At 63.8% G+C, this 25312-nt stretch carries 20 protein-coding genes; 4 read left to right on the plus strand and 16 right to left on the minus strand.

Features of this window, described 5'->3' with window-relative positions; translation table 11 throughout:
* Window positions 1–252 precede the first annotated feature (252 nt).
* The 15 genes from U8L64_RS09930 to U8L64_RS10000 all read right to left on the minus strand — a co-directional run bounded on the left by U8L64_RS09930 (window position 253) and on the right by U8L64_RS10000 (window position 18335).
* On the minus strand, window positions 253–1521 hold the full coding sequence (locus tag U8L64_RS09930) for an OprD family porin (RefSeq protein WP_333396782.1): 1269 nt from the start codon (window positions 1519–1521) through the stop codon (window positions 253–255).
* A 113-nt stretch (window positions 1522–1634) separates the two neighbouring features.
* Window positions 1635–2861 carry a benzoate/H(+) symporter BenE family transporter gene (locus U8L64_RS09935; protein ID WP_043296351.1) on the minus strand — a complete coding sequence of 409 codons (1227 nt, stop codon included), beginning with the start codon at window positions 2859–2861 and terminating at the stop codon, window positions 1635–1637.
* A 144-nt stretch (window positions 2862–3005) separates the two neighbouring features.
* Complete coding sequence (gene catA / locus U8L64_RS09940) at window positions 3006–3944, minus strand: catechol 1,2-dioxygenase (RefSeq protein WP_333396785.1); 939 nt, start codon at window positions 3942–3944, stop codon at window positions 3006–3008.
* A gap of 73 nt (window positions 3945–4017) precedes the next feature.
* Window positions 4018–4308 (minus strand): muconolactone Delta-isomerase, encoded by a 291-nt coding sequence (gene catC, locus U8L64_RS09945; protein WP_138299593.1) that lies wholly within the window; start codon window positions 4306–4308, stop codon window positions 4018–4020.
* A gap of 16 nt (window positions 4309–4324) precedes the next feature.
* On the minus strand, window positions 4325–5446 hold the full coding sequence (locus tag U8L64_RS09950) for a muconate cycloisomerase family protein (RefSeq protein WP_333396789.1): 1122 nt from the start codon (window positions 5444–5446) through the stop codon (window positions 4325–4327).
* A gap of 28 nt (window positions 5447–5474) precedes the next feature.
* Window positions 5475–6818, minus strand: a complete 1344-nt coding sequence (locus U8L64_RS09955; protein ID WP_138299591.1) for an MFS transporter — start codon at window positions 6816–6818, stop codon at window positions 5475–5477.
* Between the two features lie 60 nt (window positions 6819–6878).
* The gene (locus tag U8L64_RS09960; RefSeq protein ID WP_333396794.1) at window positions 6879–7658 is read right to left on the minus strand and encodes a 1,6-dihydroxycyclohexa-2,4-diene-1-carboxylate dehydrogenase; all 780 of its coding nucleotides are present in this window, start codon (window positions 7656–7658) and stop codon (window positions 6879–6881) included.
* Between the two features lie 71 nt (window positions 7659–7729).
* The gene (gene benC / locus U8L64_RS09965; RefSeq protein WP_043296338.1) at window positions 7730–8740 is read right to left on the minus strand and encodes a benzoate 1,2-dioxygenase electron transfer component BenC; all 1011 of its coding nucleotides are present in this window, start codon (window positions 8738–8740) and stop codon (window positions 7730–7732) included.
* Between the two features lie 10 nt (window positions 8741–8750).
* The gene (gene benB, locus U8L64_RS09970; RefSeq protein WP_008568001.1) at window positions 8751–9239 is read right to left on the minus strand and encodes a benzoate 1,2-dioxygenase small subunit; all 489 of its coding nucleotides are present in this window, start codon (window positions 9237–9239) and stop codon (window positions 8751–8753) included.
* The gene (gene benA / locus U8L64_RS09975; protein WP_008568002.1) at window positions 9239–10600 is read right to left on the minus strand and encodes a benzoate 1,2-dioxygenase large subunit; all 1362 of its coding nucleotides are present in this window, start codon (window positions 10598–10600) and stop codon (window positions 9239–9241) included. The genes benB and benA overlap by 1 nt, the downstream gene beginning before the upstream one ends.
* Window positions 10601–10828: 228 nt before the next feature.
* Entirely contained in the window at window positions 10829–11782 is a 954-nt protein-coding gene (locus U8L64_RS09980) for an AraC family transcriptional regulator (RefSeq protein ID WP_054093847.1), read from the minus strand.
* A gap of 252 nt (window positions 11783–12034) precedes the next feature.
* Window positions 12035–12541, minus strand: a complete 507-nt coding sequence (locus U8L64_RS09985; protein WP_077683708.1) for an acyloxyacyl hydrolase — start codon at window positions 12539–12541, stop codon at window positions 12035–12037.
* A gap of 27 nt (window positions 12542–12568) precedes the next feature.
* Entirely contained in the window at window positions 12569–14026 is a 1458-nt protein-coding gene (locus U8L64_RS09990; RefSeq protein ID WP_043296330.1) for an efflux transporter outer membrane subunit, read from the minus strand.
* Complete coding sequence (locus tag U8L64_RS09995) at window positions 14023–17169, minus strand: efflux RND transporter permease subunit (RefSeq protein WP_333396806.1); 3147 nt, start codon at window positions 17167–17169, stop codon at window positions 14023–14025. Before U8L64_RS09995 ends, U8L64_RS09990 begins: the two co-directional genes overlap by 4 nt.
* A gap of 14 nt (window positions 17170–17183) precedes the next feature.
* Window positions 17184–18335 carry an efflux RND transporter periplasmic adaptor subunit gene (locus U8L64_RS10000; protein ID WP_333396808.1) on the minus strand — a complete coding sequence of 384 codons (1152 nt, stop codon included), beginning with the start codon at window positions 18333–18335 and terminating at the stop codon, window positions 17184–17186.
* A gap of 211 nt (window positions 18336–18546) precedes the next feature.
* Between U8L64_RS10000 and U8L64_RS10005 the strand changes: the two genes are divergently transcribed.
* A complete protein-coding gene (locus U8L64_RS10005; RefSeq protein ID WP_043296323.1) occupies window positions 18547–19326 on the plus strand; it encodes an IclR family transcriptional regulator in 780 nt (259 codons plus the stop codon).
* Here U8L64_RS10005 and U8L64_RS10010 read toward each other — a convergent pair.
* Window positions 19317–20216, minus strand: coding sequence for a LysR substrate-binding domain-containing protein (locus tag U8L64_RS10010; protein WP_333396813.1), 900 nt, complete (start codon window positions 20214–20216; stop codon window positions 19317–19319). The two genes, U8L64_RS10005 and U8L64_RS10010, sit on opposite strands and share 10 nt — an antisense overlap.
* A gap of 134 nt (window positions 20217–20350) precedes the next feature.
* On the opposite strand from U8L64_RS10010, the gene ydiJ reads away from it, so the two are divergent.
* From ydiJ to U8L64_RS10025, 3 genes are all read left to right on the plus strand, one after another.
* Window positions 20351–23395, plus strand: coding sequence for a D-2-hydroxyglutarate dehydrogenase YdiJ (ydiJ, locus tag U8L64_RS10015; RefSeq protein WP_333396816.1), 3045 nt, complete (start codon window positions 20351–20353; stop codon window positions 23393–23395).
* Window positions 23396–24009: 614 nt separating this feature from the next.
* Window positions 24010–24387, plus strand: coding sequence for a hypothetical protein (locus U8L64_RS10020; RefSeq protein WP_138299560.1), 378 nt, complete (start codon window positions 24010–24012; stop codon window positions 24385–24387).
* A 463-nt stretch (window positions 24388–24850) separates the two neighbouring features.
* A complete protein-coding gene (locus U8L64_RS10025; protein WP_138299559.1) occupies window positions 24851–25297 on the plus strand; it encodes a hypothetical protein in 447 nt (148 codons plus the stop codon).
* Window positions 25298–25312 lie beyond the last annotated feature (15 nt).

Genomic DNA, 25312 nt, shown 5'->3' on the forward strand with positions numbered 1-25312 from the left:
CGCCTCCGATCAACCCGACCGAAGCCACCAACAGAACTCAACCACCACCCTGTCAGCCCGGCGCATTCTACTCGAATCCGCCACCAGCGCAACCCTCAATCTCAAAGCAACTTATTGATTTACAAGGGCTTTTAGCAGAGGACCGCGCCAGAAGTGGTGCGCATTATAGGGGGCTGAAGATGTGAGTCAACCGTTAATTTAGATATTTCTCTCAGCACCCCTGCGTTGCAGAATCGGACCTCGCCTTAGTTATTAGAACAAGGTCAGCGTGTAGCTCAGGATCAGCCGATTTTCATCGATATCGCTGCGGTAGTTGGATCGAGCGGCTACGTTGCGCAAGCGGATGCCGACATTCTTCAACGGACCACTCTGCACGGTGTAACCAATGTCCAGATCGCGTTCCTGAGCGTTGCCCTCGAAGCCTCTTCCGGTGTCGACGTTATCGCTGGCGATGTAGCGCATCGTCGCCACCAGCCCGGGAACACCAAGCGCAGCGAAGTCATAGTCGTAACGAGCCTGCCAGGATCGCTCGTCCTTCTCGGCGAACTCGTACGTCGGCACCTCGTTACCCAGCGGCGCGATGTTGTTGAACACACGCGGAAACGCATCGTCACCGAACATCGCCTGGTATCCGACCATCAAGGTATGGCCACTACGCCTAGCGGAAAGCTGCGAGAACGCCGCCTGGTTGTCGATGCTTCCCAGCAGCCGATCACCGTCTTCCCGCGAATCGTAGAAACCGATGTTCGCACCGAGTACCCACTGCCCCACCGGCAAACTGTGCTTGAGGCTGTAGAAACGCTGGTTATAGATATCTTCCAGCTGCGCGTACCACACCCCCACCGACGTGCGCTTGTCGTTGAAGGTGTAATCGGCACCCGCGTAGTGGAAACGGTCGCTGCTTCTATTGCTGCCCAGCCGTGGCGTACTGCCGAGCTTGGCGAACATCTCGCCATCGCCTGCCTCGTTCAGCAGGCTTCCCGAACGCAGCTGGCCGGCCTGCAGTGTCAGTCCGGTGATTTCGTTGGAAACGATGCTGGCACCCTGGTAAGTCGGCGGCAGCAAGCGGATATCGCTGAAGGCGAGCACTGGCAGGTTGGGCGTCAGCTCGCCGATACGCAGCTCGGTCTGCGACAGGCGCACCTTGAGCGCTGCACCGAGTCGACTGTAGTCGTCCTGCGCCTTGCCGTCGCTGCCGGTCGGTAGCAGACCGGTGTTGATCCGGCCGCCGCCGCTGTCGAGCTTGATACCCAGCATGCCGATGGCGTCGATGCCGAAGCCGACCTGTCCCTGGGTGAAGCCCGAATTGACCTTGAGAATGAAGCCCTGCGCCCACTCTTCGGCCTTCGACTGCGGATTGGGACCGACGATGTCGGAGAAATCCCGGCTGAAGTAATAGTTACGCGCCTGCAAGGTGGCGGTGGCATCTTCAAAGAACCCGCCGTCTGCGGCAAAGGCGGCGGGGATGGTGGTGGCGGTACCGATGGCCAGCGCAAGGCGGGAGATTCGAGTTTTCTGCATGGTGTCGCTCTCTTGTTTTTGTTTTCGGATGCACGCAGCCGGCCCTCCGACGAAGTCGGAAGAACGACAGATGGGTGGTTGGAACGCTAAAAAGCTACCTGCTCAGATTGAGGTCACCGTGCCGGCTGCTGCTCCTCGGAGCTCGTCGCGAGAGGCAATGCCGGAGCACTTCGGCGTTGTCGCAGCCCAAGCAGAGCGTGGGCGCAAAGGCCGAACACCAAGCCCCAGAACGCCGCCGACAGACCGAGGAACGACATGCCGGACGCCGTGACCAGAAAGGTGATCAGCGCCGCCTCGCGATCGGCCGGGACCGCCATCGCGCCGGACAATGCAGCGCCGATCGCTGCCAGCAGCGCCAAGCCGGCCAGCGCGGCGATCATCGCTGCGGGGAAGGCCGTGAAGAGCGAAACCAGCGTCGCCCCGAAGATTCCCAGCAACAGATAGAACACCCCGCCGGAAACGCCCGCGACATAACGCTTGTGCGGGTTTTCGTGGGACTCGCGGCCGGTGCAGATCGCCGCCGTGATCGCCGCCAGATTCAAGCCGTGGCAACCGAACGGCGCCAGCAGCAGCGAGCCCAGCGCGCTGCTGCTGATCAGCGGGCTGGCAGGCGTTGCGTAACCGTCATTGCGCAATACCGCCATACCCGGCATGAACTGCCCGGTGAGCGCCACCATCACCAGCGGAAAGGCAATATTGAGGATCACCTGCCAGCTGAACTCCGGCGCGATCCACACCGGCGTCGCCAGTCCGATCACCAGCGCCTCGCTGCGCAGCTCGCCCGAAGCGATCGCGATCGTCACACCGACCACCAATACCGCGAGTACTGCGTAGCGCGGCAGCGAGCGCTTGAACAACAGATAGGTGCCGAACATCGCCAGCACCAGCCAGGGCTGGTCCTTGACCGCGACGAACAGGCCGGTGCCGAAGCGGAACAGGATCCCCGCGAGCATGCCTGCGGCGATGGCCGCGGGCAGACGGTCGATGATGCGGTCAAAGGCACCGGACAGGCCGACCAGCAGCACCACTATATTGCTGACGATGTACGCCCCCACCGCCTGGTTGAGCGTGATGTCGGGCAGCATGGTCACCAGCAGCGCCGAGCCGGGCGCCGACCAGGCGATGACGATGGGGACCTTGTAGCGAATGCTGAGTGCAATGCCGAGCACACCGCTGCCGATGGAGATCGTCCAGACCCACGACGACAGCACATCATGCGGCAGGTCGGCCGCCTTGGCCGCCTGGAAGATGATTACCAGCGGACCGGCATAGGAAATCACGGTCGCGATAAAGCCGGCGACCACGGCGGACAGCGAGAAGTCTTTGAGTAGCGCTTTCATATCGCCTCGCAAGACAGGCAGGCGATCCGTGGCATTGCCCGGATCACTCTTGTTATGGGTGAAGCGACCGCTGCGTCCTGCATGTAGCTCCGTCAGCAGCAGGCAGCCTGGCGGCCGGAAAGCTCCCGGCCACCAGGGCGTGTATCAAGCCTGCTGCAGCGCGCGCGGGCGCTGGCTGCGCTGCTCGGCGTGCGGCGCGGGCGCCTTCTGCAGCTGAAAGTCGAAGTCGATTTCCGCGAAACGTCCCTGCACACCGCGGCTACGCGCAGCCTCGGCATCGTCGACAAAGCGGATGTCGCCGACCAGACCTTCGCGGGTGGCGTACGCGAAATCGTCCCACAGGTACTTGTCGCCCGCCAGGTTGATCTGAGTGGTCAGATGACGATGACCCGGCGCGGAAATGAAGAAGTGAATGTGCGCTGGACGCTGGCCATGGCGACCAAGCATGTCGAGCAGTTCCTGAGTCGGACCGTCGGGCGAGCAGCCATAGCCGGACGGCACGATACTGCGGGCGCGGTAGTAGCCGTTCTCGTCGGTGACAATGCGACGACGCAGGTTGTACTCCGACTGGCTCTTGTCGAAGTAGGAATAGTTGCCCTTGGTGTTGGCATGCCACAGATCGACCACCGCGCCGGCAACCGGCTGACCGTCCGGGCCGGTGACGCGGCCCTGGAGGAACATCGGCGTGGCAACGTCATCTTCGCTGCCGTCGTCCATGCGCGTCACGCCCTGGGCAAGCGGCGCACCCGCGACGTACAGCGGGCCTTCGATGGTGCGCGGCGTGCCGCCGGTGAGGCCTTCCTGCTCGTCCTTGGCGTCCTGCAGCAAGTCGAGGTAATGCTCCAGCCCCAGGCCGGCGATCAGCAGGCCGGCCTCGTGACGACCGCCGAGGCGATTGAGGTAATCCACCGCCTTCCAGAACTCGTCCTGGGTGACTTCCAGGTCTTCGACGATCTTCGCGGTGTCGACCAGAATGCGGTTGATCACCGTCTTCATGCGGCTGCTGCCTTCGTCATTGTTGAAGCCGCTGGCTTGCTTGAAGAAGGTCTGCACGTGATCGGAGTGGGAGATTTTTACAGTCATGGCTCAGGCCTCGTTTTGTAATTGTGGTGTCGCGGGTTAACTGACCGGGCATCGCCTGGTCCGGAGAAATCGATCAGCTGTCGTCCTCACGAATCGAAGACGGGTGACGGCACAGCGCGTTGACCTCGATTTCCATGTAGGGGAACAGCGGCAGTTGCATCAGCGTGTCGTGCAGTTCCTGCACGCTGGCCACGTCGAACACGCTGTAGTTGGCGTACTGCCCGGCGATACGCCATAGGTGGCGCCACTTGCCCGCGCGCATCAGACTCTGCGCCAACTCCTTCTCGTCTGCCTTGAGCTTGGCGGCCTTCGCCGGGTCCATGTCGACCGGCAGCTTCACGATCATCTTCACGTGGAAGAGCATCTCGAGTTCTCCTTTCTTACGTGCGGGCGAAGAACGCCAGGCGCTCTTCGTCGAGGGTCAGGCCCAGGCCCGGCGTGCGCGGCACTTCCAGCTGGAAGTCGCGATAGACCGGCGCCTCGGTGACGATTTCTTCGGTGAGCAGCAGCGGGCCGAACAGCTCGGTGCCCCAGGTCAGCTTGTTGAGGGTGACGAAGGCGTGCGCCGAGGCCAGGGTGCCGATGGCGCCTTCGAGCATGGTGCCGCCGTACAGCGCGATACCCGCTGCCTCGGCGATCTGCGCGGTGCGCAGCACGGCACGTGGGCCGCCGTTCTTGGCGATTTTCAGGGCGAAGATGCTGGCCGCGCCGTCGGCGGCCAGGCTGAAGGCGTCCTCGACGCTCTCGATCGACTCATCGGCCATGATCGGCGCTGGGCTGCGCTGGTTCAGGCGGATCTGCCCGCCGCGGTTGATCCGCGAGATCGGCTGTTCGATCAGATCGATGCCGTTGTCGCCGAGGATGCGGCAGGCGCGCAGCGCCACCGACTCATCCCAGGCCTGGTTGACGTCGACGCGCACGCTGGCGCGCTCGCCGAGGGCCTGCTTGATGGCGATGACGTGCTTGAGATCGGCGTTCACCTCGCCGGCGCCGATCTTCAGCTTGAAGAGGCGGTGGCGACGGATATCGAGCATGCGCTCGGCTTCGGCAATGTCCTTGGCGGTGTCGCCGCTGGCCAGCGTCCAGGCTACTTCCAGGCTGTCGCGCACCCGGCCGCCGAGCAGCTCGCTGACTGGCAGGCCGAGGCGCTTGCCCTGCGCGTCGAGCAGCGCGCTCTCGATGCCGGACTTGGCGAAGGTGTTGCCCTTGGCCGCCTTGTCCAGGCGCAGCATGGCGGCGTTGATATTGGCCGCATCCTGACCGACCAGCAGCGGGCCGAGATGGCTGTCGATGTTGGTCTTGATGCTCTCCGGGCTCTCGTTGCCGTAGGCCAGGCCGCCGATGGTGGTGGCCTCGCCGATGCCTTCGATGCCGTCGGCGCAACGCACGCGGATGATCACCAGCGTCTGCTTCTGCATCGTGTGCATCGCCAGCTTGTGTGGGCGGATGGTCGGCAGGTCGACGATGACCGTCTGGATGCTTTCGATCAGGGAATGGCTCATATCAGCTTCCGATTTCCAGTTTCAGTGTTCAGGCCTTCGCCGTCGTCAGCAGGGAGGGTGCCGTGGCACCGCTACGCTGGCTGGAGATGGCAAAGACGGTCATGGCCAGCGCGGCAATCGCACCCGGCACGGCAAAGGCCATGAAGTTGAGTTGCAGCGGCAGGTTGATGCCCAGCAGCGCCCCCCCCAGCAGCGGGCCGACGATGGCGCCGTTGCGGCCGATGCCCGAGGCCCAGCCGAGGCCGGTGGAGCGGATCGACAGGCCGTAGAACTGCGCGGCGGCGGCATAGAGCAGAATTTGCGTGCCGATCACGGTAGCGCCGGCGATGAAGATCAGCGTGTAGAGCACCGGCATCGGCGACTTGAAGCCCAGCAGGCTGATCGACACCACCGATACGGCGAAGAACGCCACCACCACCTTGGCCAGGTTGAAACGATCGCCCAGCCAGCCGCCGAAGATCGCGCCGGCCATGCCGCCGAAGTTCAGCGCCAGCAGGAACGACAGACTGGAACCCAGGCTGTAGCCGGCGTTGGCCATCAGCTTCGGCAGCCAGGAGCCCAGCGCGTAGACCATCAGCAGACAGCAGAAGAACGCCAGCCAGAGCGACACGGTGCGCACGCCGCGGCCGTGGCGGAACAGCTCCAGCACCGACGCGCTCTTACCCTTCACCTCGACCAGCACCGGCTCATCGCTGGCGCCCAGCTGCTGGTTCGGATCGACCCGGTTGAGCAGATCACGCGCCTGTTCGATGCGGCCCTGGCGCACCAGAAAGCCCACCGACTCCGGCAGCTTCCACAGGATCAGCGGCAGCAGGAGCAGCGGCACGGCGGCGGCGAAGAACATCGCTTCCCAGCCGAAGCGCGGCAGCATGTAGATGCCCAGGCCAGCGGAGAACATGCCGCCCAGCGAATAGCCGCTGAACATGATCGCCACCAGGGTGCTGCGCAGTTTCTTCGGCGCATATTCATTCATCAGCGCCACCACGTTGGGCATCAGGCCACCGCAGCCGAGGCCGGCGAGAAAGCGGAAGATGCCGAATTCAGTGGGCGTGCTGGCGAAGCCGTTGAGCACCGTGGCGCCGCTGAACAGCACGAAGCAGATGGCGATGCCCTTCTTGCGCCCGATACGGTCGGCCAGGGTGCCGAACACCAGCGCGCCGAACATCATGCCGAACAGTGCATAGCTACCCAGTGCGCCGGCTTCCAGCGGGGTCAACCCCCATTCCTTCATGATCACCGGCAGGACCACGCCATAGATGAACAGGTCGTAGCCGTCGAAGATCAGCAGCAGCGCGCACAGGCACATGACCAGCCAGTGGAAGCCGCTGAAGCGGGCGTTATCGATGATCTCGTGAACATCTACTTTTCGCATGACAAGGCTCTCTATTGTTTTTGTTGTGAAAACTGCGTTGCGTGTCGTTCGTTGCGGGGCTCAGCCCAGGTCGCCCCCGCCTACCGGCAGGGTCACGCCGGTGATGTAGGAGGCCTCGTCCGAGGCCAGAAAGAGGATCGCTCCGGCCTGCTCGTCGATGGTTCCGTAGCGCTTCATCAGCGTGGAATCGACGGTCTGATCGACGATCTGCTGGTACCAGAGCTTTTCCTGCTCGCTCTGCTCGGCGCTGTTGCGCGGGATGCGCCGTGGCGGTGCTTCGGTGCCGCCTGGAGCCGTCGCGTTGACGCGAATGCCGCGCTGCGCGTTCTCGAAAGCCAGGCACGCGGTCAGCGCGTTGACGCCGCCCTTGGCCGCGCCGTACGGCACGCGGTTGAGGCTGCGCGTGGCGATCGAGGAAACGTTGACGATGGCGCCGGCGCCCTGCTCCAGCATGTGCGGCAGCGCGGCGTGGCAGCACCACAGCGTGGGGAACAGCGAGCGGCGCACTTCGGCTTCGATCTCGTGTTCCTGATAATGCTCGAAGGGCTTGGCCCAGATGGTGCCGCCGACGTTGTTGACGAGGATGTCGAGGCGGCCGAAGCGCTCTTTCGCGGCATCCATCACCTGGTGGCAGTCGGCGAACCGTTCGAGATCGGCGGTCAGCGTCAGCACCTCGATGCCCTTGGCGCCGAGTTCATCGGCCAGCTCGTGGACCAGTTCGGAGCGGTCGACCAGCAGCAGCCGGCCGCCCTCCTCGCCCATGCGTTCGGCTACGCGGCGGCCGATGCCCTGGGCGGCGCCAGTGATCACGGCGACCTTGTTGTGAAAACGTGCGTTCATCTATCCAACCTCTTGCATGCGAGGGTTGCGGTGGGTGTCGCTGCGCGGACACCCACCCTACGAGCGGCGGATCAGGCGCTGGCGGCGAACTTCTCGTAGTAGAAATTGGCCGGCTGCAGCCCCTGTTCACGGATGAACTGGTTGACCGACTCGACCATCGGCGGCGGGCCGCACAGGTAAATGTCCACTTCACCTTCGTTCAGGTGCTTGGGCTCGATGTGCTGGGTCACGTAGCCCTTCTGCGGGTACTGACTGTCGCTGCTCGCTACGCAGGCGCTGTAGGTGAAGTTGGGGATGCGCGCGGCGAAATCGGCGAGCTTGTCCATCTCCACCAGATCGAAGTCGTTGGAGACGCCATAGATCAGGTGCAGCGGATGCGCGCTGCCCTGCTCGGCGATCTTCTCCAGCATCGCGGTGAACGGCGCCAGGCCCGTGCCACCGGCCAGCAACAGCAGCGGTCGCTTGATCTCGCGCAGGTAGAAGCTGCCCAACGGGCCGGCCAGCGTCAGGCTGTCGCCAGCCTTGGCCATGCCGCTCAGGAAGCTGCTCATCAGCCCGCCCGGCACGTTGCGGATCAGGAAGCTGACCTCGCCGTCCTTCTGCAACGAGCTGAAGGAGTAGGCACGGGTCTGGTCGGTGCCCGGCACCTGCAGGTTGACGTACTGCCCCGGCAGGAATGCCAGCTGGCTCAGCGCCTCGCCCTTGACCGACAGCGCGATGGTGCTCTGCGACAGCTGGCGCACGTTGCTGATGGTCGCCTGGTAGCTGGCCTGCGCGGTCTTGCAGACCTGCGAGGACGCCGGCACGCGAATCACGCAGTCGCTCTCGGCGCGCATCTGGCAGGTCAGCACGTAGCCTTGCGCGGCCTCGTCCTCGCTCAGCGCATCCTCGATGTATTCCTCGCCGAGGTCGTAGCTGCCGGCTTCGGCGAAGCACTTGCAGGCCCCGCAGGCGCCGTCGCGGCAGTCCAGCGGAATGTTGATGCCCTGGCGGTAGGCCGCGTCGGCAACGGTTTCGCCGAGGTTGGCTTCGATGAAGCGGGTCACCCCGTCTTCGAAATTCAATGCGATCTGGTGAGTCATGGCCTTGCCCTCACAGGTGGTAAACGTCGATCAACTGGCGGATGTAGTCGTTCTTCAGCACGACCTTCTTGTGCTTGATCAGCGGGCTCTCGCCGCGGGTGTCGAGCGTGTAGAAGCTGGTGCCGTAGAAGTGGTCGACGGTCTTGTAGCGGAAGCTCATCGTGTGCCAGTTGAAGCGCAGCTTGCAGAAGCCCTCGCCCTGCTCGATCAGCTCCAGGTTGCTGATGTTGTGCGAGGTGCGGGTGTCCGGAATGGTGGCGCTGGAGCGCTCGGTGCGGATGCGGAACACTCGGTCTTCCAGGCCGCTGCGGTTGCCGTACCAGATCAGCGAGATTTCCTTCTGCGGGTCTTCGGTGAGCTTGTCCTCGTCGTCCCAGGCCGGCATCCAGAAGGTCGCGTCAGCGGCGTACAGCTCCAACCAGCTGTCCCAGTCCTTGTCGTCGAGGTAGCGTGCTTCGCGGTAGAGGAAGTCGCGCGCGGCTTCGTAGGAGATGGTCATTACGCGCCCTCCACGTGGATCAGCTGGTCCTGTTCGGCCTTCACCGCCTTGATCATCTGCTGCTGCCAGTAGTGGTGCTGCAGCACGAACAGACCTTCATCCTCGGTGCGGGCACCGCTCATCAGCGGCTGCAGGTCGATCTCGCGCGCGCCGTCGTCGGCACCGTCGATCCAGTGCTTGGCGCCGCGGGACATGTCGTTCCACTCCATCGCGCGGCCGGCGAAGCCCTGCTGGCAGGCGCGAAATTCCTCGAGGTCGTCCGGAGTGGCCATGCCGGAGACGTTGAAGAAGTCTTCGTACTGGCGGATGCGGCGCGCACGCGCTTCGGCGCTCTCGCCCTTGGGCGCGATGCAGTAGATGGTGACTTCAGTCTTGTCCACCGACAGCGGCTTGGCGATGCGCAGCTGCGAGCCGAACTGGTCCATCAGGTACAGGTTCGGGTACAGGCAGAGGTTGCGCGAGTTCTCGATCATCCAGTCGGTCCGCGCCTGGCCGAACTCGGCAATCATCTCGTCGCGACGGGCGTACAGCGGGCGGTCTTCCGGGTTGTCCCAGCGGGTCCAGAGCAGCAGGTGGCCGTTCTCGAAGGAGTAGAAACCACCGCCCTTCTTGCCCCAGCCGCCGGCGCTCATGGCGCGGATGTCGTCGCCGGCTTCCTTGAGCTTGCGCTGCTGCTGGGTGGCGGCGTAGTTCCAGTGCACGGCGGTGACGTGATAACCGTCGGCGCCGTTCTCGGCCTGCAGTTTCCAGTTGCCTTCATATACATAAGTGGAGGAGCCGCGCAGAACCTCGATCCCTTCGGGCGACTGGTCGACCACCATGTCGATGATCTTCTTCGACTCGCCGAGGAATTCTTCCAGCGGGGCGACGTCCTCGCGCAGGCTGCCGAACAGGAAGCCGCGGTAGGACTCGAAGCGCGCGACCTTCTTCAGGTCATGCGAGCCGTCGCAGTCGAAGCTGTCGGGGTAACCGGCTTCCTTGGGGTCCTTCACCTTGAGCAGCTTGCCCGAGTTGTTGAAGGTCCAGCCATGGAACGGGCAGGTGTACGTCGCCTTGTTGCCACTCTTGAAGCGGCACAGCATGGCGCCGCGATGGCTGCAGGCATTGATGAAGGCGTTGAGCTGGCCGTCCTTGTTGCGTGCGATGAAGATCGGCTGCCGGCCCATCTGAGTGGTGTAGTAGTCGTTCTTCTCGGGGATCTGGCTCTCGTGCGCGAGGTAGATCCAGTTGCCCTCGAAGATGTGCTTCATCTCCAGCTCGAACAACCGCGGGTCGGTGAACATCTCGCGCTTGCAGCGAAAGATGCCCTTCTCTTTGTCTTCATCGAGCAGCGAATCAAGGTAATCGATTCCCAGGGACATGGCCGGGGCCTCCATTGTTATTGTTTCCACGTGATGAAGGCTAAGGCGCTGGCGGCGGCATCAATATCCGTTTTCTGCACGACTTCTATCCGTTTTCTGCACAACGCAAGAGGACAGATTGCCGCACGCACGCGCACGGTAAATCGCCACCCGGACTGGCGGTGAGGATGATCGAGCGCGGGAAGAAAAAGAGGCGCTGCCGTCAGAATGGCAGCGCCTCAAGGGGACTCAGTGATGGCGGCGCAGGGTGTCCGAAGGCAGCTCGCCGAAGGTGCTCTTGTAGCTTTCCGAAAAACGGCCCAGGTGCATGAAGCCGTAGTCCATGGCGATCTCGGTGATGTTGCGCACCTTGGCCGAGGGATCGCTCAGCCGCCCGTGGATCTGCTCCAGCTTGCGCTGGCGAATGTAGGACTTGGGCGTGGTGCCGACCTTGCGCTCGAACAGCAGATACAGCGAGCGCAGGCTCATGTTGGCCAGCTCGGCCAGCTGCTCGACGGAGATGTCCTTCTTCAGGTGCTCGTCGATGTAATCGCTGAGCCGACCGAACGACGGGCAGCTGTCGCCGAACGGATCGCGACGGATGTTGTTGGCCAGTGTGCAGAGCAGCTTGCTGGCAATGATCCGGCTGTACTGCTCCTGAATCTGCGGGATGCTCTGTGCGGAGCCGGCCTCACGGCAAACCAGGCCGATCAGGCTGTCGAAGCCGTCAAGCTCGCCGAGCGCATGACGGTTGCTGCTGAAGCGGATGCCCTCGGCCGGTGCGCGCCACTGGTTCTCGCTGCAGGCCTGTTCGAGGAATGAGGCCGGCAGCTTGACGATGAGCTTCTCGCAATCGTCCGAATAGGTCAGGTCGACCGGATCGTCGGGATTGATCAGCAGCAGTTCGCCGGGCGTGAAGTAATGCTCCTGCCCACGGCTGCGCCACAGGCAGTGGCCGCGCTGCAGCAGCTGCAGGTGATAGATGGTTTCCAGCGCCGGCGAGCTGACGTGCACGCTGCCGCCGTAGCTGATCTGGCACAGGTCGAGCTTGCCGAAGGTGCAGTGATTGAGGCTCGCCTGCGGGTTACCGGTGCGCGGCAGCCGAATGCAGTGCGCGCCAACGTACTGGTTGACGTACTCCGAAACGGCATGCGGATCGGCATGCGCGAAGATCCTGCTTCTTTCGTTCAGCAGTCGTTCCATCACAGGGGACTCGGTTTGTTTTTATAGTTCGCCTGCGGTGCGGTCTGGCCGTCACCGTTCTCGGGTCGCGATCACTGTCAACAGACACAACATTGATCGAGATCAAGAATAGCGAGTGATGCCAGCATAGGAGATTCGACCAACGGACAACACCCGTCCGTTCGGTTATCGCACGATTTCGGATGAATGCACCGGCGCCTCGGGACGGGCTGCGGCGGAATGCGGGCCTGGCTGCCGCCAGGCCCGGCCAGGTCAGAACGCCTGGCTGTAGAACAGCGAGTAAGACTCGATGCCGTCGTTCGGCTGCTTGATGCCGGCGTTGGAGTAATGCATGGCACGCAGGCCGACCTTGCGCTCGCCCGGCAGTTTCAGGCCGACGCCCAGGCGATCCTCGAAGTTGAACGAGGAGCCCAGCTGCTGCTCGCCGACGTCGGTCTTGGAGAAGAACGCGACGCCGATGCCGGCCTCGATGTACGGGGTGTAGCGCCAGCCGGCGAATTCATAGGTGAACACCGGACTGAACGACAGCGAGTGCGCACCGGAATAGTCGTCGCCCCCCTCCCAGTAGGTGTAGGCCGCATCCCAGTAGCCGCTCAGCTGACCGGTCTCGCTCTGCCACCAGCTCTTGTCCCAGGCCTGCGCTAAGCTGGCACGGAAGGTCATGTCGCCCTGCCCGGTGACGCCCAGAGCACCCGAGACTTCAGCGGCAGCCACGGGGCCGGCGGCCAGACCCAGCGCCAGCGCGCCGCCCAGAATCATGCGATTGATCAAAACGAACTCCTTACTTCAGTTCATGGTGAGTGTTGCAGGGCCATCAGCCCTCGCGGCCGAACGCTCGGCCGTGTCCGTCTTCCAGCCGCCACCCAGGGCGCGATACAGCTGGACTTCGCGGTTCAGCTGCAGCAGGTGGTCGCTGAGCAACTGGCGCTGCGACGCGAACAGCTCGCGCTGGGCGTCGAGCACGGTGAGGTAGGTGTCCACGCCCTCGTCGTAACGCTGGCGGGCCAGCTGGTAGTAGGCGCGGTTATTGTCGACCAGATCGCTCTGCGCCTGTACCTGTTCGTCGTAGGTACCGCGCGCGGCGAGGCCGTCGGCGACTTCGCGGAAGGCGGTCTGGATGGCCTTTTCGTAAGCCGCGACGTGGATGTCCTTCTGGATCTCGGCGTAGTCGAGGTTGGCCTTCAACCGCCCGGCCGTGAAGATCGGCAGGTTGATCCGAGGGACCAGACTCCAGGCGCCGGAACCGCCGTCGAACAGACCGTCCAGTTCGCTGCTGGCGGTGCCGGCGCTGCCGGTCAGGCTGATGCTCGGGAAGAACGCCGCGCGCGCCGCGCCGATGTTGGCGTTGGCGGCCAGCAGGCGGTGCTCCGCGGCGCGGATGTCGGGGCGACGCAGCAGCAGATCGGCCGGCAGCCCGGCGGGGAAGTCGGCCAGCGTATCCATCTGCAGCTTGCCACCAGCCGGTAGATCGCGCGGAATCGCCGCCCCCAGCAACAGGCGCAGGGCGTTGGCATCCTCGGCGATGAGCCGGGTATACAGCGCCTTTTGCGTACGCGCCTGATCGACCAGGGTGCGCGCCTGGCGCACGTCCAGCTCCGAGGCGGTGCCGGCTTCGGCACTGGCTTCGATCAGCGACAGGCTCTGCCGGTAGCTTTCCAGCGTGGCCTCGGTCAGCTCCAGCAGCGCCTGGTCGGTGCGCCAGGCGAAATAGGCGGTGGCGACGTCGCCGACCAGGGCGATGTGCACGCTGCGCTGGGCTTCTTCGCTGGCCAGGTACTGCTCCAGCGCGGCGCGGCTGAGGCTGCGGATGCGGCCGAAGGCGTCCAGCTCGTAGGATACGCCCAGCCCCACGTCATAGCGGCTCTGGATACCCGCCTCGCCGGTCGGCGAGAGGTCGTCCGGCAGGCGCTGGCGACTGCCACTGCCGCCCGCGTCGACGCCGGGGAACAGCTCGGCACGCTGGATGCGGTGCAACGCGCGGTAGGCCTCGACGTTCAGCGCGGCCTGACGCAGGTCGCGGTTGTTCTGCAGCGCCACGCCGATCAGCTCGCGCAGCGCGGCGTCGCGGAAAAACTCCTGCCAGCGCAGATCGGCCGCGCGCGTGTCGCCCTGCTCCGCCTGATCGTACGCCGCGCCCTGCGGCCAGTCGGCCTCGATCGGCGCCTGCGGTCGCTCGTACTGCGGGATCAGACTGCAGCCGCCCAGTGCCAGGGCAACCGCGAGGGTCAAAGGCTTGAACTTCATGCGGTTTCTCCTTCGGCTTCGGCAACGGCGTGCGGCTTCTTGCGGCCCTCGAAGAGCTTGACCACCACCACGTAGAACAGCGGCACGAAGAACACCGCAAGCACGGTGGCGGTAATCATCCCGCCGACCACCCCGGTCGCCACCGAATGCTGGCTGCCGGCGCCGGCGCCACTGGCCAGGGCCATTGGCAGCACGCCGAAGGTGAACGCCAGCGAGGTCATGACGATGGGGCGCAGGCGCAGACGCGCCGCGTGCACCGCCGCCTGGACCAGCGGCATGCCTTCCTTCTCGTAAAGGTCCTTGGCGAACTCGACGATGAGGATGGCGTTCTTCGCCGACAGGCCGACCGTGGTCATCAGGCCGATCTGGAAATAGACGTCGGCGGTGAGATCCCGGAACAGCGTGGCGAGCACCGAGCCGAGGATGCCCAGCGGCACCACCAGCATCACCGCCGCCGGCACCGACCAGCTCTCGTAGAGCGCCGCCAGGCAGAGGAACACGATCAGCACGGTCAGCGCGTAGAGCATCGGCGCCTGGTCACCGGTCTGGATTTCCTCGTAGGAAAGCCCGGTGTAGCTCAGGCCGATCCCCGGCGGCAGTTGCTGCATGATTTCAGCGATGGCCACCATGGCGTCGCCGGTGCTGTAGCCCGGTGCCGGTTCGCCGAGGATTTCCACCGAGGAGATGCCGCCGTAGCGCTCCAGCTTGGGCGAGCCGAAGGTCCATTCGCCGGTGGCGAAGGCCGAGAACGGCACCATCTCACCGAGGGCGTTGCGCACGTACCACTTGTCGAAATCCTCCGGCGTGATGCGCGCGGTCTCCTCGCCCTGGATATACACGCGCTTGACCCGGCCGCGGTCGATGAAGTCGTTGACGTACATCGAGCCCCAGGCCGCCGACATGGTCTGGTTGATCGACGCGATGCTGACCTGCAGCGCACGGGCCTTCTCATCGTCGATGTTGACCTGGAACTGCGGCTCGTCGTCCTTGCCGTTGGGGCGCACCGCGCGCAGCTTCGGATGCTCGCCGGCCAGTTGCAGGAACTGGTTGCGCGCCTCCATCAATGCCGCATGACCGACGCCAGCGTTGTCCTGCAGATAGAGGTTGAAACCCATCGCGTTACCCATTTCCAGGATCGCCGGTGGCACGAAGGCCATCACGGTGGCGTCCTTGATCGTCGCGAAATGGGCGTTGGCGCGCTCGGCGATGCTGAACACGTCCTGACCCTCCGCGGCGCGCTGGTCCCAGCCCTTGAGCATGACCAGACCGAGGCCGGAGTTCTGCCCACGACCGGCGAAGTTGAAGCCGTTGACGGTCAGCACGTGCTGGATCAGCTCGCCTTCCTCTTCCTTCAGATAGTCCTGCACCTGCTGAAGTACCGCACCGGTGCGCTCTGCGGAGGAGTTAACCGGCATGCGCACTTCCACCATCATCAGGCCCTGGTCCTCGTTGGGCAGGAAGGCCTTGGGAATCTGGGTGAACAGGTAGCCGGTGCCGGCAGTGATCAGCACGAAGGCCAGCAGGTAGCGCCCGCGGTGCTTGAGCATGCCGCCGACGCCGCGCTCGAAACGGGTGGTGCCGCGCTCGAAGGTGCGGTTGAACCAGCCGAAGAAGCCCTTCTTCTCGTGGTGGGCGTCGCCTTTGGGCTTCTTCAGGATGGTGGCGCACAGCGCCGGGGTGAAGATCAGCGCGACCAGCACCGACAGGCCCATGCAAAGCACAATGGTCACGGCGAACTGCTTGTAGATGATCCCCGCCGAACCGCCGAAGAAGGCCATCGGCACGAACACCGCCGACAGCACCAGGCCGATGCCGACCAGCGCACCCTGGATCTGCCCCATCGACTTGCGCGTGGCTTCCAGCGGCGACAGGCCCTCCTCGTGCATCAGGCGCTCGACGTTCTCCACCACCACGATGGCATCGTCCACCAGCAGACCGATGGCCAGCACCATCGCGTACATGGTCAGCACGTTGATGCTCAGGCCGAAGTACGGCAGCAGAGCGAAGGCGCCGAGCAGCACGACCGGCACCGCGAGGGTCGGAATCAGCGTGGCGCGGAAGTTCTGCAGGAACAGGTACATCACCAGGAAGACCAGCACCACCGCCTCGATGATGGTGTGCACCACCGAACTGATCGAGGCCTCCACCACCGGCGTGGTGTCGTAGGGATAGACCACCTCGACGCCTTCGGGCAGGTAGGCTTTCTGTTTTTCCATCGCGGCCTTCACCGCGGCCACGGTCTCCAGCAGGTTGCCGCCGGAAGCCAGGCGCAGCGCCAAGCCCGCCGAGGGTTCGCCGTTGCGCTTGCTGGAAATGGAGAAGTTGTCGGCACCCAGCTCGACGCGGGCGATGTCCTTGACGCGCACCTGCGAGCCGTCGGCCTTGACCTTGACCAGGATTTCCTCGAACTCCTCGGGCGTGGTCATGCGCGTCTTGCCCAGCACCGTGGCGTTGAGCTGCACGCCGCTGAGCGTCGGCAGACCGCCGAGCTGCCCGGAGGACACCTGCACGTTCTGTTCGCGGATGGCATTGGCGACGTCGCCAGGCGTCAGCTGGTAGCTGTTGAGCTTGGCCGGATCGAGCCAGATGCGCATGGCGTAAGGCGAGCCGAACAGCAGGTAGTCGCCGACACCGTCGATGCGCGAAATCGGGTCCTGCAGCTGCGAGGCGATCAGGTTGCCGAGGTCGAAGTTGCTCATCTTGCCGGTGGTATCGGCCAGACCGATGATCAGGAAGAAGTTCTTCTGGTACTTCACCACGCGCAGGCCCTGGCGCTGCACTTCTTCAGGCAGACGCGGGGTGGCCAGCTGCAGTTTGTTCTGCACCTGCACCTGGGCGATGTCCGGGTTGGTGCCCTGCTCGAAGGTCACGATGATGGTCATGCTGCCGTCGGAATTGCTCTCCGCGGACATGTAGCGGAAGCCGTCGAGGCCGCTGAGCTGCTGCTCGATGACCTGGACCACGGTGTCCTGCACGGTCTGCGCGGAGGCGCCGGGGTAGCTGACCTGGATGGCCACGGCCGGGGCGGCGATGTTGGGGTACTGGCTGATCGGCATTTTCACCAGCGACAACGCGCCGGCGAGCATGGCGACGATCGCCAGCACCCAGGCGAAGATCGGCCGGTCAATGAAAAAACGGGACATGTACGGCTTGCTCCTTAGTTGGCGACGGCGTCGGTCTTCGGAGCGAACTCGGCGACCATTCTGACGTTGCTGGCGGCCACCGGCTTGACCGTGACGCCGCTGCGTACCCGCTGCGTGCCTTCGGTGATCACCCGCTCGCCATCAGCGACGCCCTTGCTGATCAGCCAGGCATTGCCGACGGTGCGCAGGGTCTCGACCTCGCGCCGCTCGACGCTGTCGTCCGCCTTGACCACCCAGACACTGGGGACGCCGCGGACATCGCGACTGACCGCCTGCTGCGGCACGAGGATGGCGTCCTGCTGGGTGCCTTCCTTGAGCAGCGCATGCACGAACATGCCGGGCAGCAGCTTGCGGTCCGGGTTGGGGAACTCGGCGCGCAACGTCACCGAGCCGGTGGTCGGGTCGACGCTCACCTCGGAGAACTTCAGCGTGCCCGGCAGCGGGTAAGCGCTGCCGTCGTCCAGGGTCAGGCTGACCTCGGCCTGGTTGTCACCGGAACTCTGCAGGCGGCCGGATTCCAGCGCGCGGCGCAGGCCGAGCAGCTTGGTGATCGGCTGGTTGACGTCCACGTAGATCGGATCGAGCTGGGTCACGGTGGCCAGTTCCTGGGCCTGGCCGTTGGTGACCAGCGCCCCCTCGGTCACCGCCGAGCGGCCGATACGCCCGGAGATCGGCGCCAGCACCTTGGTGTACTGCACGTCGATGCGTGCCACCTGTACTTCCGCCTGGGCCTGCTTCCAGGCGGCCTGGGCGTCGTCGTACTGCTGGCGACTGACGGCGTTGGTCTTGAGCAGGCGCTCGTAGCGCTGGGCCAGGTTCTCCGCCGTGGTGAGGTTGGCCTCGGCACGCGCCAGCCGTGCCTCGTAGGTGCGCGGGTCAATCTGGTACAGCTGCTGGCCCTTCTTCACTTCCGTGCCTTCGGTGAACAGCCGCTGCTGCAGGATGCCGGAGACCTGCGGGCGGACCTCGGCGACCCGGTAGGCGCTGGTGCGTCCCGGCAGGTCGGTGGTCAGCGTCAGCGGCTGCGCCTGCACGGTGTAGACCCCGACCTCGGGTACCGGCGCGGCGGCCTGTTCCGCTGTCTTCTCGCCACAGCCGGCCAGCACAAGCAGCACCGCCAGCGGCGCCAGCCGAACTTCACGCAATGTTTTTCTTGGGTGTTTCACCTGTTCTTCTCCTTGAAGCGTCGCAAGACATGTATCGCATAGCGAGCAAGTGTACCATTATGCGATTCAGCTTAATGAGAAAAACCGTGAACGAATTTGTCCGCGCCAGGTCAGCGATACGCAATGCGGGATGCCGCGCCTAGCCTCGACGGCGGCACTGCTGGAGAATGCAGGCGGTGTTCAGGGCGCAACGATACAAAGGGAGAAACCGATGACGCAGACAGACCAGGGCAGCGATGCCAAACACGCCGGCATTCAGGTAATTGCCCGCGCGGCGGCGGTCATGCGCGCCCTCGGCAGCCACCCGCAGGGCCTGAGCCTGGCGGCCATCGCCCAGCTCGTCGATCTGCCGCGCTCGACCGTGCAGCGCATCATCGGCGCGCTGGAAGCGGAGCATCTGGCCGAAACCATCGGCCCGGGCGGCGGCTTCCGTCTCGGGCCGGCGCTCGGCCAGCTGATCAGCCAGACCCAGACCGACATCATTTCGCTGGTCAAACCGCAGATGCTCGCGCTGTCCGAGCAGCTGCAGGAGTCGGTGTGCGTGAGCACGCTGGTTGGCGACAAATCCTATGTGGTGGATCGCGTGGTCGCCGAGCGCGAATTGCGCGTGGTCTTCCCCATCGGCATCAACGCCCCCGCCTACACCACGGCCAGCGGCAAGGCGCTGCTGGCTGCGCTGCCCGATGACAGCCTCGCGCAGCTGCTGCCGGACCCGCTGCCCAAGGTCACGCCGGCCACGCCGGAGCGCGCCGCGCTACTGGAGCAACTGGCGCGGATTCGCGCCGGCACGCTGGCCGAAGAACACGACGAACTCATCGAAGGCATGAGCTCGTTCGCCGTGGTGCTGGATACCTACCTGGGGCGCTACGCCATCGCGGTCGTCGCGCCATCGGCGCGCGCGGCAACGCGCAGCGCGACCTTTCAGCAGGCACTGCGAGCCTGCAAGCAGACCGTCGAGCGGGCGATCGGACGCGCGACCGCTCAGGCCTGAGCGTCAGCCGAGCGCGGCAGCAGCCAGGCGCGAAACGCCTCCAGCGCCGGCAACACCGAGTTGCGCGGCGGATAGACCAGGCAGTAGGTGCGCTGGCTCGGGATAGGCGCGCCGATGGCGAGCAAATGCCCCTGCTGCAGTTCGTCTTCGACCAGCAGGCCCGGCACCAGCCCGACGCCAATGCCGGCGCGCACCGCCTGGATCAGGTGCGAGGTCAGCTCGAAGTTCGGCCCGCCGTGCATCCGCTGCGGGTCCAGACCGTTCTCGGCGAACCACTGCGCCCACAGCGGCGGATGGCTGGCCACCTGAAGCAGCGTCTGCTCGGCGATGGCTTCCGCTGTCGCCGGCACGCCCGCGGCGAAAATCGCCGGGCTGGCGACCACCACCATCGATTCCTCCAGCAACGGATGCACCACCCGGCCCGGCTGCTCGGGATTGCCGACGCAGATCGCCGCATCGATGTCTTCGGCATCGAAGTCCACCGGCTGGATGCGTGAATGGATATGCACCTGCACGCCGGGGTTGGCGGCATAGAAGGTGTTCAGCCGCGGCAGCAGCCACTTTGAACCGAAGGTCGGCAGCAGTGCCAGGCGCAGCGTACCGACCCCGGAACCATAGGCCACCGCCTGCAGCGTCGCGTTGCGGATCTGCGCCAGCGCGCCGGCCAGCTCGCGACGATACAGCCGGCCGACATCGGTCAGCACGATGTTGCGCCCCTCGCGGCGGAACAGGCTGACCCCCAGCAGCGCTTCGAGCGCCTGCACCTGGCGGCTTACCGCGCTCTGGGTCAGCGACAGTTCCTGTGCGGCGCGGGTATAGCTTTCATGTCGGGCCGCCGCCTCGAAAGCGAGCAACAGGGACATCGAGGGCGTCAGACGACGGTAATTCATTCAAGAAACTCATGGATTGGCGACTGAAAATACCTTTGTAGCATGTCACCTCAATGGCGAAAATTCGGCCATTTGATAAAAAGCGCCGACCCGCTGCGTCGCGTCGCGCGCCAGATGAGTGAGAACCGTCGACCATGATTGCCCGCCTCCCCACCAGCGCGCCCGCCGCACCCTATATCGCCTTCCTCGACGCCCTGCGCGCGGCCGGCTTTCGCGGCGAGATCGCCCAGGACCACGCCAGCCGCACCGTGCTGGCGACCGACAACTCGATCTACCAGCGCTTTCCGCAGTCGGCGGTGTTTCCGCTGGATGCGCGGGACGTGGAGACGCTGGCCCGCGTGGTCGCCGAACCGGCGCATCGCAGCGTGCGCCTGTCGCCGCGCGGCGGTGGCACGGGCACCAACGGCCAGTCGCTGACCGATGGCGTGGTCGTCGACCTGTCGCGGCACATGAACCGGATTCTGGAGATCAACGTCGCCGAGCGCTGGGTGCGCGTGCAGAGCGGCGTGGTCAAGGATCAGCTGAATGCCGCGCTCAAGCCGCACGGGCTGTTTTTCGCCCCCGAGCTATCGACCTCTAACCGCGCCACCATCGGCGGCATGATCAACACCGACGCCTGCGGCCAGGGCAGCTGCACCTATGGCAAGACGCGCGACCACGTGCTCGAACTGGACAGCGTGCTGCTCGGCGGCGAACGCCTGCACACCGCCGCACTAGACGATACAGCGCTGGCCGGGCAACTGGCGCGGCAGGATCGCATCGGCGAGGTCTACCGCTGCGCCGAGGGCATCCAGCGCGAGAAAGCCGCGCTGATCGAAGCGCGCTTTCCCAAGCTGAACCGCTGCCTGACGGGTTACGACCTGGCGCACCTGCGCGAGGCGGACGGCCGCTTCAACCTCAACAGCGTGCTGTGCGGCGCCGAGGGCTCGCTGGGTTTCATCGTCGAGGCCAAGCTCAACGTGCTGCCGATCCCCAGGCATTCGGTACTGGTGAACATCCGCTATGCGGGCTTCATGGATGCGCTACGCGACGCGCGCAGCCTGCTCGCGCTCAAACCGCTGTCAATCGAGACGGTGGATTCCAAGGTGCTCATGCTGGCCATGCAGGACATCGTCTGGCACGGCGTCGCCGACTATTTTCCGCAGGATGCGCAACAGCCGACGCTGGGCATCAACCTGGTGGAATTCTCCGGCGATGATCCGGCCGAGCTGGACGCACGGGTCGCCGCCTTCGTCGAACACCTGCAGCGCGACACTCAGGTGCAGCGCCTGGGCCATACGCTGGCGGTGGGCCAGGCGGCGGTCGGACGCATCTACGCAATGCGCAAGCGCGCGGTCGGCCTGCTGGGCAACGTGGAAGGCGAAGTGCGTCCGCAGCCCTTCGTCGAAGACACCGCCGTGCCGCCGGAGAACCTCGCCGAGTTCATCGCCGAATTCCGCGCCCTGCTCGACTCCCACGGCCTGGCCTACGGCATGTTCGGCCACGTCGATGCTGGCGTGCTGCACGTCCGTCCGGCGCTGGACATGAAGGACCCGGCACAGGCGGCGATGGTGCGGCCAATCTCCGATGCGGTGGCCGAACTCACCCAGCGTCACGGCGGCCTGCTCTGGGGCGAGCACGGCAAGGGCGTGCGTTCGGAATACGCGCCGGCCTTCTTCGGCGAACTCTACCCCTCGCTGCAGGCGCTCAAGAGCGCGTTCGACCCATTCAACCAGCTCAACCCGGGCAAGATCGCCACGCCGCTGGAAAGCCCCGAGGCGCTGCTGAAGATCGACGAGGTGCCCTTGCGCGGTGAGCTGGACCGACAGATCGACGAGCGCGTCTGGCAGAGCTACGGCACCGCCATGCACTGCAACGGCAACGGCGCCTGCTACAACTTCGACCCGGACGACGCCATGTGCCCGTCCTGGAAGGCCACCCGCGAGCGCGTGCACTCGCCAAAAGGGCGCGCCTCGTTGCTGCGCGAGTGGCTGCGCCTGCAGCAACAGGCCGGCGTCGACGTGCTCGCCCCGGCAGCACGCGGCCCGCTGAACTTCCTGCGCGCGCTGCCCGAACGCTGGCGCAACTCGCGCAGTGCCGAGGCGGACTTCTCCCATCAGGTCTACGACGCCATGGCGGGCTGCCTGGCGTGCAAGTCGTGCGCCGGCCAGTGCCCGGTGAAGGTCAACGTGCCGGAGTTTCGTTCGCGCTTCCTGGAGCTGTACCACCAGCGCTACCTGCGCCCGCTGCGCGACTACCTGATTGGCTCGCTGGAGTTCAGCCTGCCGCTGTTCGCCCGCGTCCCCCGCCTGTACAACGCCATCATGGCCGCGCCCTGGGTCGACAGGTTGCTGGCCGAGCGCATCGGCATGGTCGACAGCCCGTTGCTCAGCGATTTCGACTTCGATGAGGCCTGCCGGCGCTGGGACGTCGCAACGGCAACGCCAGCACTTTTGGCCGCGCTCGAGCCGGCGCAGCGCCAGCGCAGCCTGATCCTGGTGCAGGACGCCTTCACCCGCTATTTCGAGACGCCGCTGCTGGCCGCTTTCATCGAACTGGCCAGCCGGGTGGGCTTCAAGGTGCTCCTTGCGCCCTACTCGGCCAACGGCAAACCGCTGCACGTGCAGGGTTTTCTCGGCGCCTTCGCCCGCGCCGCCCGACGCAACGCCCGGCGCTTGCAGGAGCTGGCAACCTTCGACATTCCGCTGGTCGGTCTGGACCCGGCGATGACCCTGGTCTATCGCCAGGAGTACGCCAAGATCCCCGGCCTGCAGTGCCCGGAGGTCCTGCTGACCCAGGAGTGGCTGGCGCGCGCGCTGCCCGAGCGCACGGCCACGGCGGACGCGACGCCGCCGGCGAGCTACCGGCTAATGGCGCACTGCACCGAGAAGACCAACGCGGCACCGAGCACGGCGTTGTGGAACCAGGTGTTCGAACGCGCCGGCCTGACCCTGGCGACCCAGGCCACCGGCTGCTGCGGCATGTCCGGCACCTATGGCCACGAGGCGCGCAACCTGGCGACTTCGAAGGCGATCTTCGCGCAATCCTGGGCGCCGGCGCTGGCCGTGGACAGCCAGGCCGAGCCGCTGGCGACCGGCTACTCCTGCCGCAGCCAGACCTCGCGCCTGCACACCCACAAGTTGCGCCATCCGATCCAGGCGCTGCTCGACCATTATCGGGCCGGCGCATCGGCCGGCTGACCTGCCCTCCCGCCGCTGACGGCCCGAAGCGTTACCTGCCGTCTGCGGCTGCACCGCGCCCCTTCAGGGCTCCTGCGGCATGCCGCATAATTAGCCGAAACCTGATGGCAAGACGCCCGACCGATCTTCTCGATCCTGCCGAAAGGCGCCAATCAGGACTGCCACTCAACAACGCCCTGTCGGAGCAAACTCCCAGGATTGCGTTAAAGGATGCATGAAGTGATTTCCCCCTCAACACCCGAAGCTGCGGGACTTTCCGTGTCTCGCCGCTTCTCCGTCGCGCCGATGATGGATTGGACACACTTATCGGGAAAATTCATGTAAATCAATTGCTTATTATATAACTTGTCGCGCATGTAGCATATTTGGGGGAACAGCTTACGGGTAGAGGGCTTTCCGCCACCGATCATTGTCGGACTACGATCCGGGCGGCTGCTGACGCCCAGGAGCGGGCTCATTTGGCTGGAACTGAAAATGTTTGGGAAGTATCTTTAAGGCCTTAGTGCATCACAGCTACCGAGGCGCTCAAATCGCTCGCTTCACTCGCCGGCACTGGCTAAAGCCAGCCTCTTAGCTAAATCGTTAGCCCTATCCATCTAATACGAGCACCCCGGATGTTTGAATTTGAGAAAGACCGTAATCCAATCCGCTTCTTTGCCGTAATTTTTCTCCTATTGCTCGGTGGCCTTTCTTTCTACCTCTACTTTGGCCGCAACTGGTCGATCACAACAGCATTCAACCTAATTGGCATTGTGTGTAACGCCGCTGGCGCGCTGTGGATCGCATCTGGCGTCTATCTCTTCAGTCAAGAGAAAGAGCACCTGCAAAAAGGCAACCCAACAAGGAACAAGTACGCAAAGAAGCTAGCAGAATTACTTGTTTCTGCTTCGAGAGTAATCCCTCTTGGGGTTCTATACATTCTCCTTGGAAGCACATATCAAGCCTTCGTGCTAATCGGAACTGAGTTGAAATGGTTTCCAGCTAACCCATAAGTCCACCTGACCTGCGCGAAAAACCGCGCAGCCTGGTGAACTCAGACGTTATGTGCAAACAAGGATGTAACCTTGAAATATCGGGCATGGGAAACAAGCGCCTCTGTACTCCTCGCTTAACAAATCCTACCGATCTGCGAAAACATAACAACTAATTCAAACCGTTCTTTTCGCTCAACGGGACGAACTAAAGCCCGCCCTTTAACCAGACGTTAGGCTCCCCCCGGATTACAACTCAATCGTGATAAGAATATTTGTCTTACCTATCGTATTAACTATAATTCTAATATTTATCTTTGGATTCGTATTCGGTCAATCTGTTGACCTCGGCTGGCGTTTATCGCTGGGTACGTCCTTAACACTTTTTATTGCTTGCCTTGGTCTTTTTGTAACACTTTATAATTCCTATCTATCGAGACGCCATAACAGATTACTAGTAAAGCCTCACCTAATATTTGATAGCATGTTTGATAGCAGCTTTCGAGAAGATCACCACACTTACACTTTGAAAATTAAAAATGTCGGCCTTGGTCCTGCCCTAATCGAAAACTACAAAATCTCTCTAAATAAAGTAAACGAATTAGACCCTCATTCTGTATTTGAAGAACTACTACGGATGGTAAATACCAACACTCCCGCGAAAGGCCGCGCACATTGTGTTGCTAACTATCTGCACACCGGAGACGCAGTTGACAAAGGAAATGAGAAAATATTAATACAGGTCAGCTTGCCTACTGATGGTCGAAGCTTTATGGAAGGTCGGCAAATAGCTAAAGAATTGGTCAACATGATTGAATTATCGGTATTTTATAAGTGCCACTATGGATCAACACATGTGGCATCAAAAAAACACAATGCAGAACCTAACAAACGGCTCAAATCGTTCGCTACGCTCACAGGGACGGACTAAAGCCCGCCTCTTTAC

It is taken from the genome of Pseudomonas sp. FIP_A4 (assembly GCF_036701605.1).
GTDB classification, from domain to species: Bacteria; Pseudomonadota; Gammaproteobacteria; order Pseudomonadales; family Pseudomonadaceae; genus Stutzerimonas; species Stutzerimonas phenolilytica.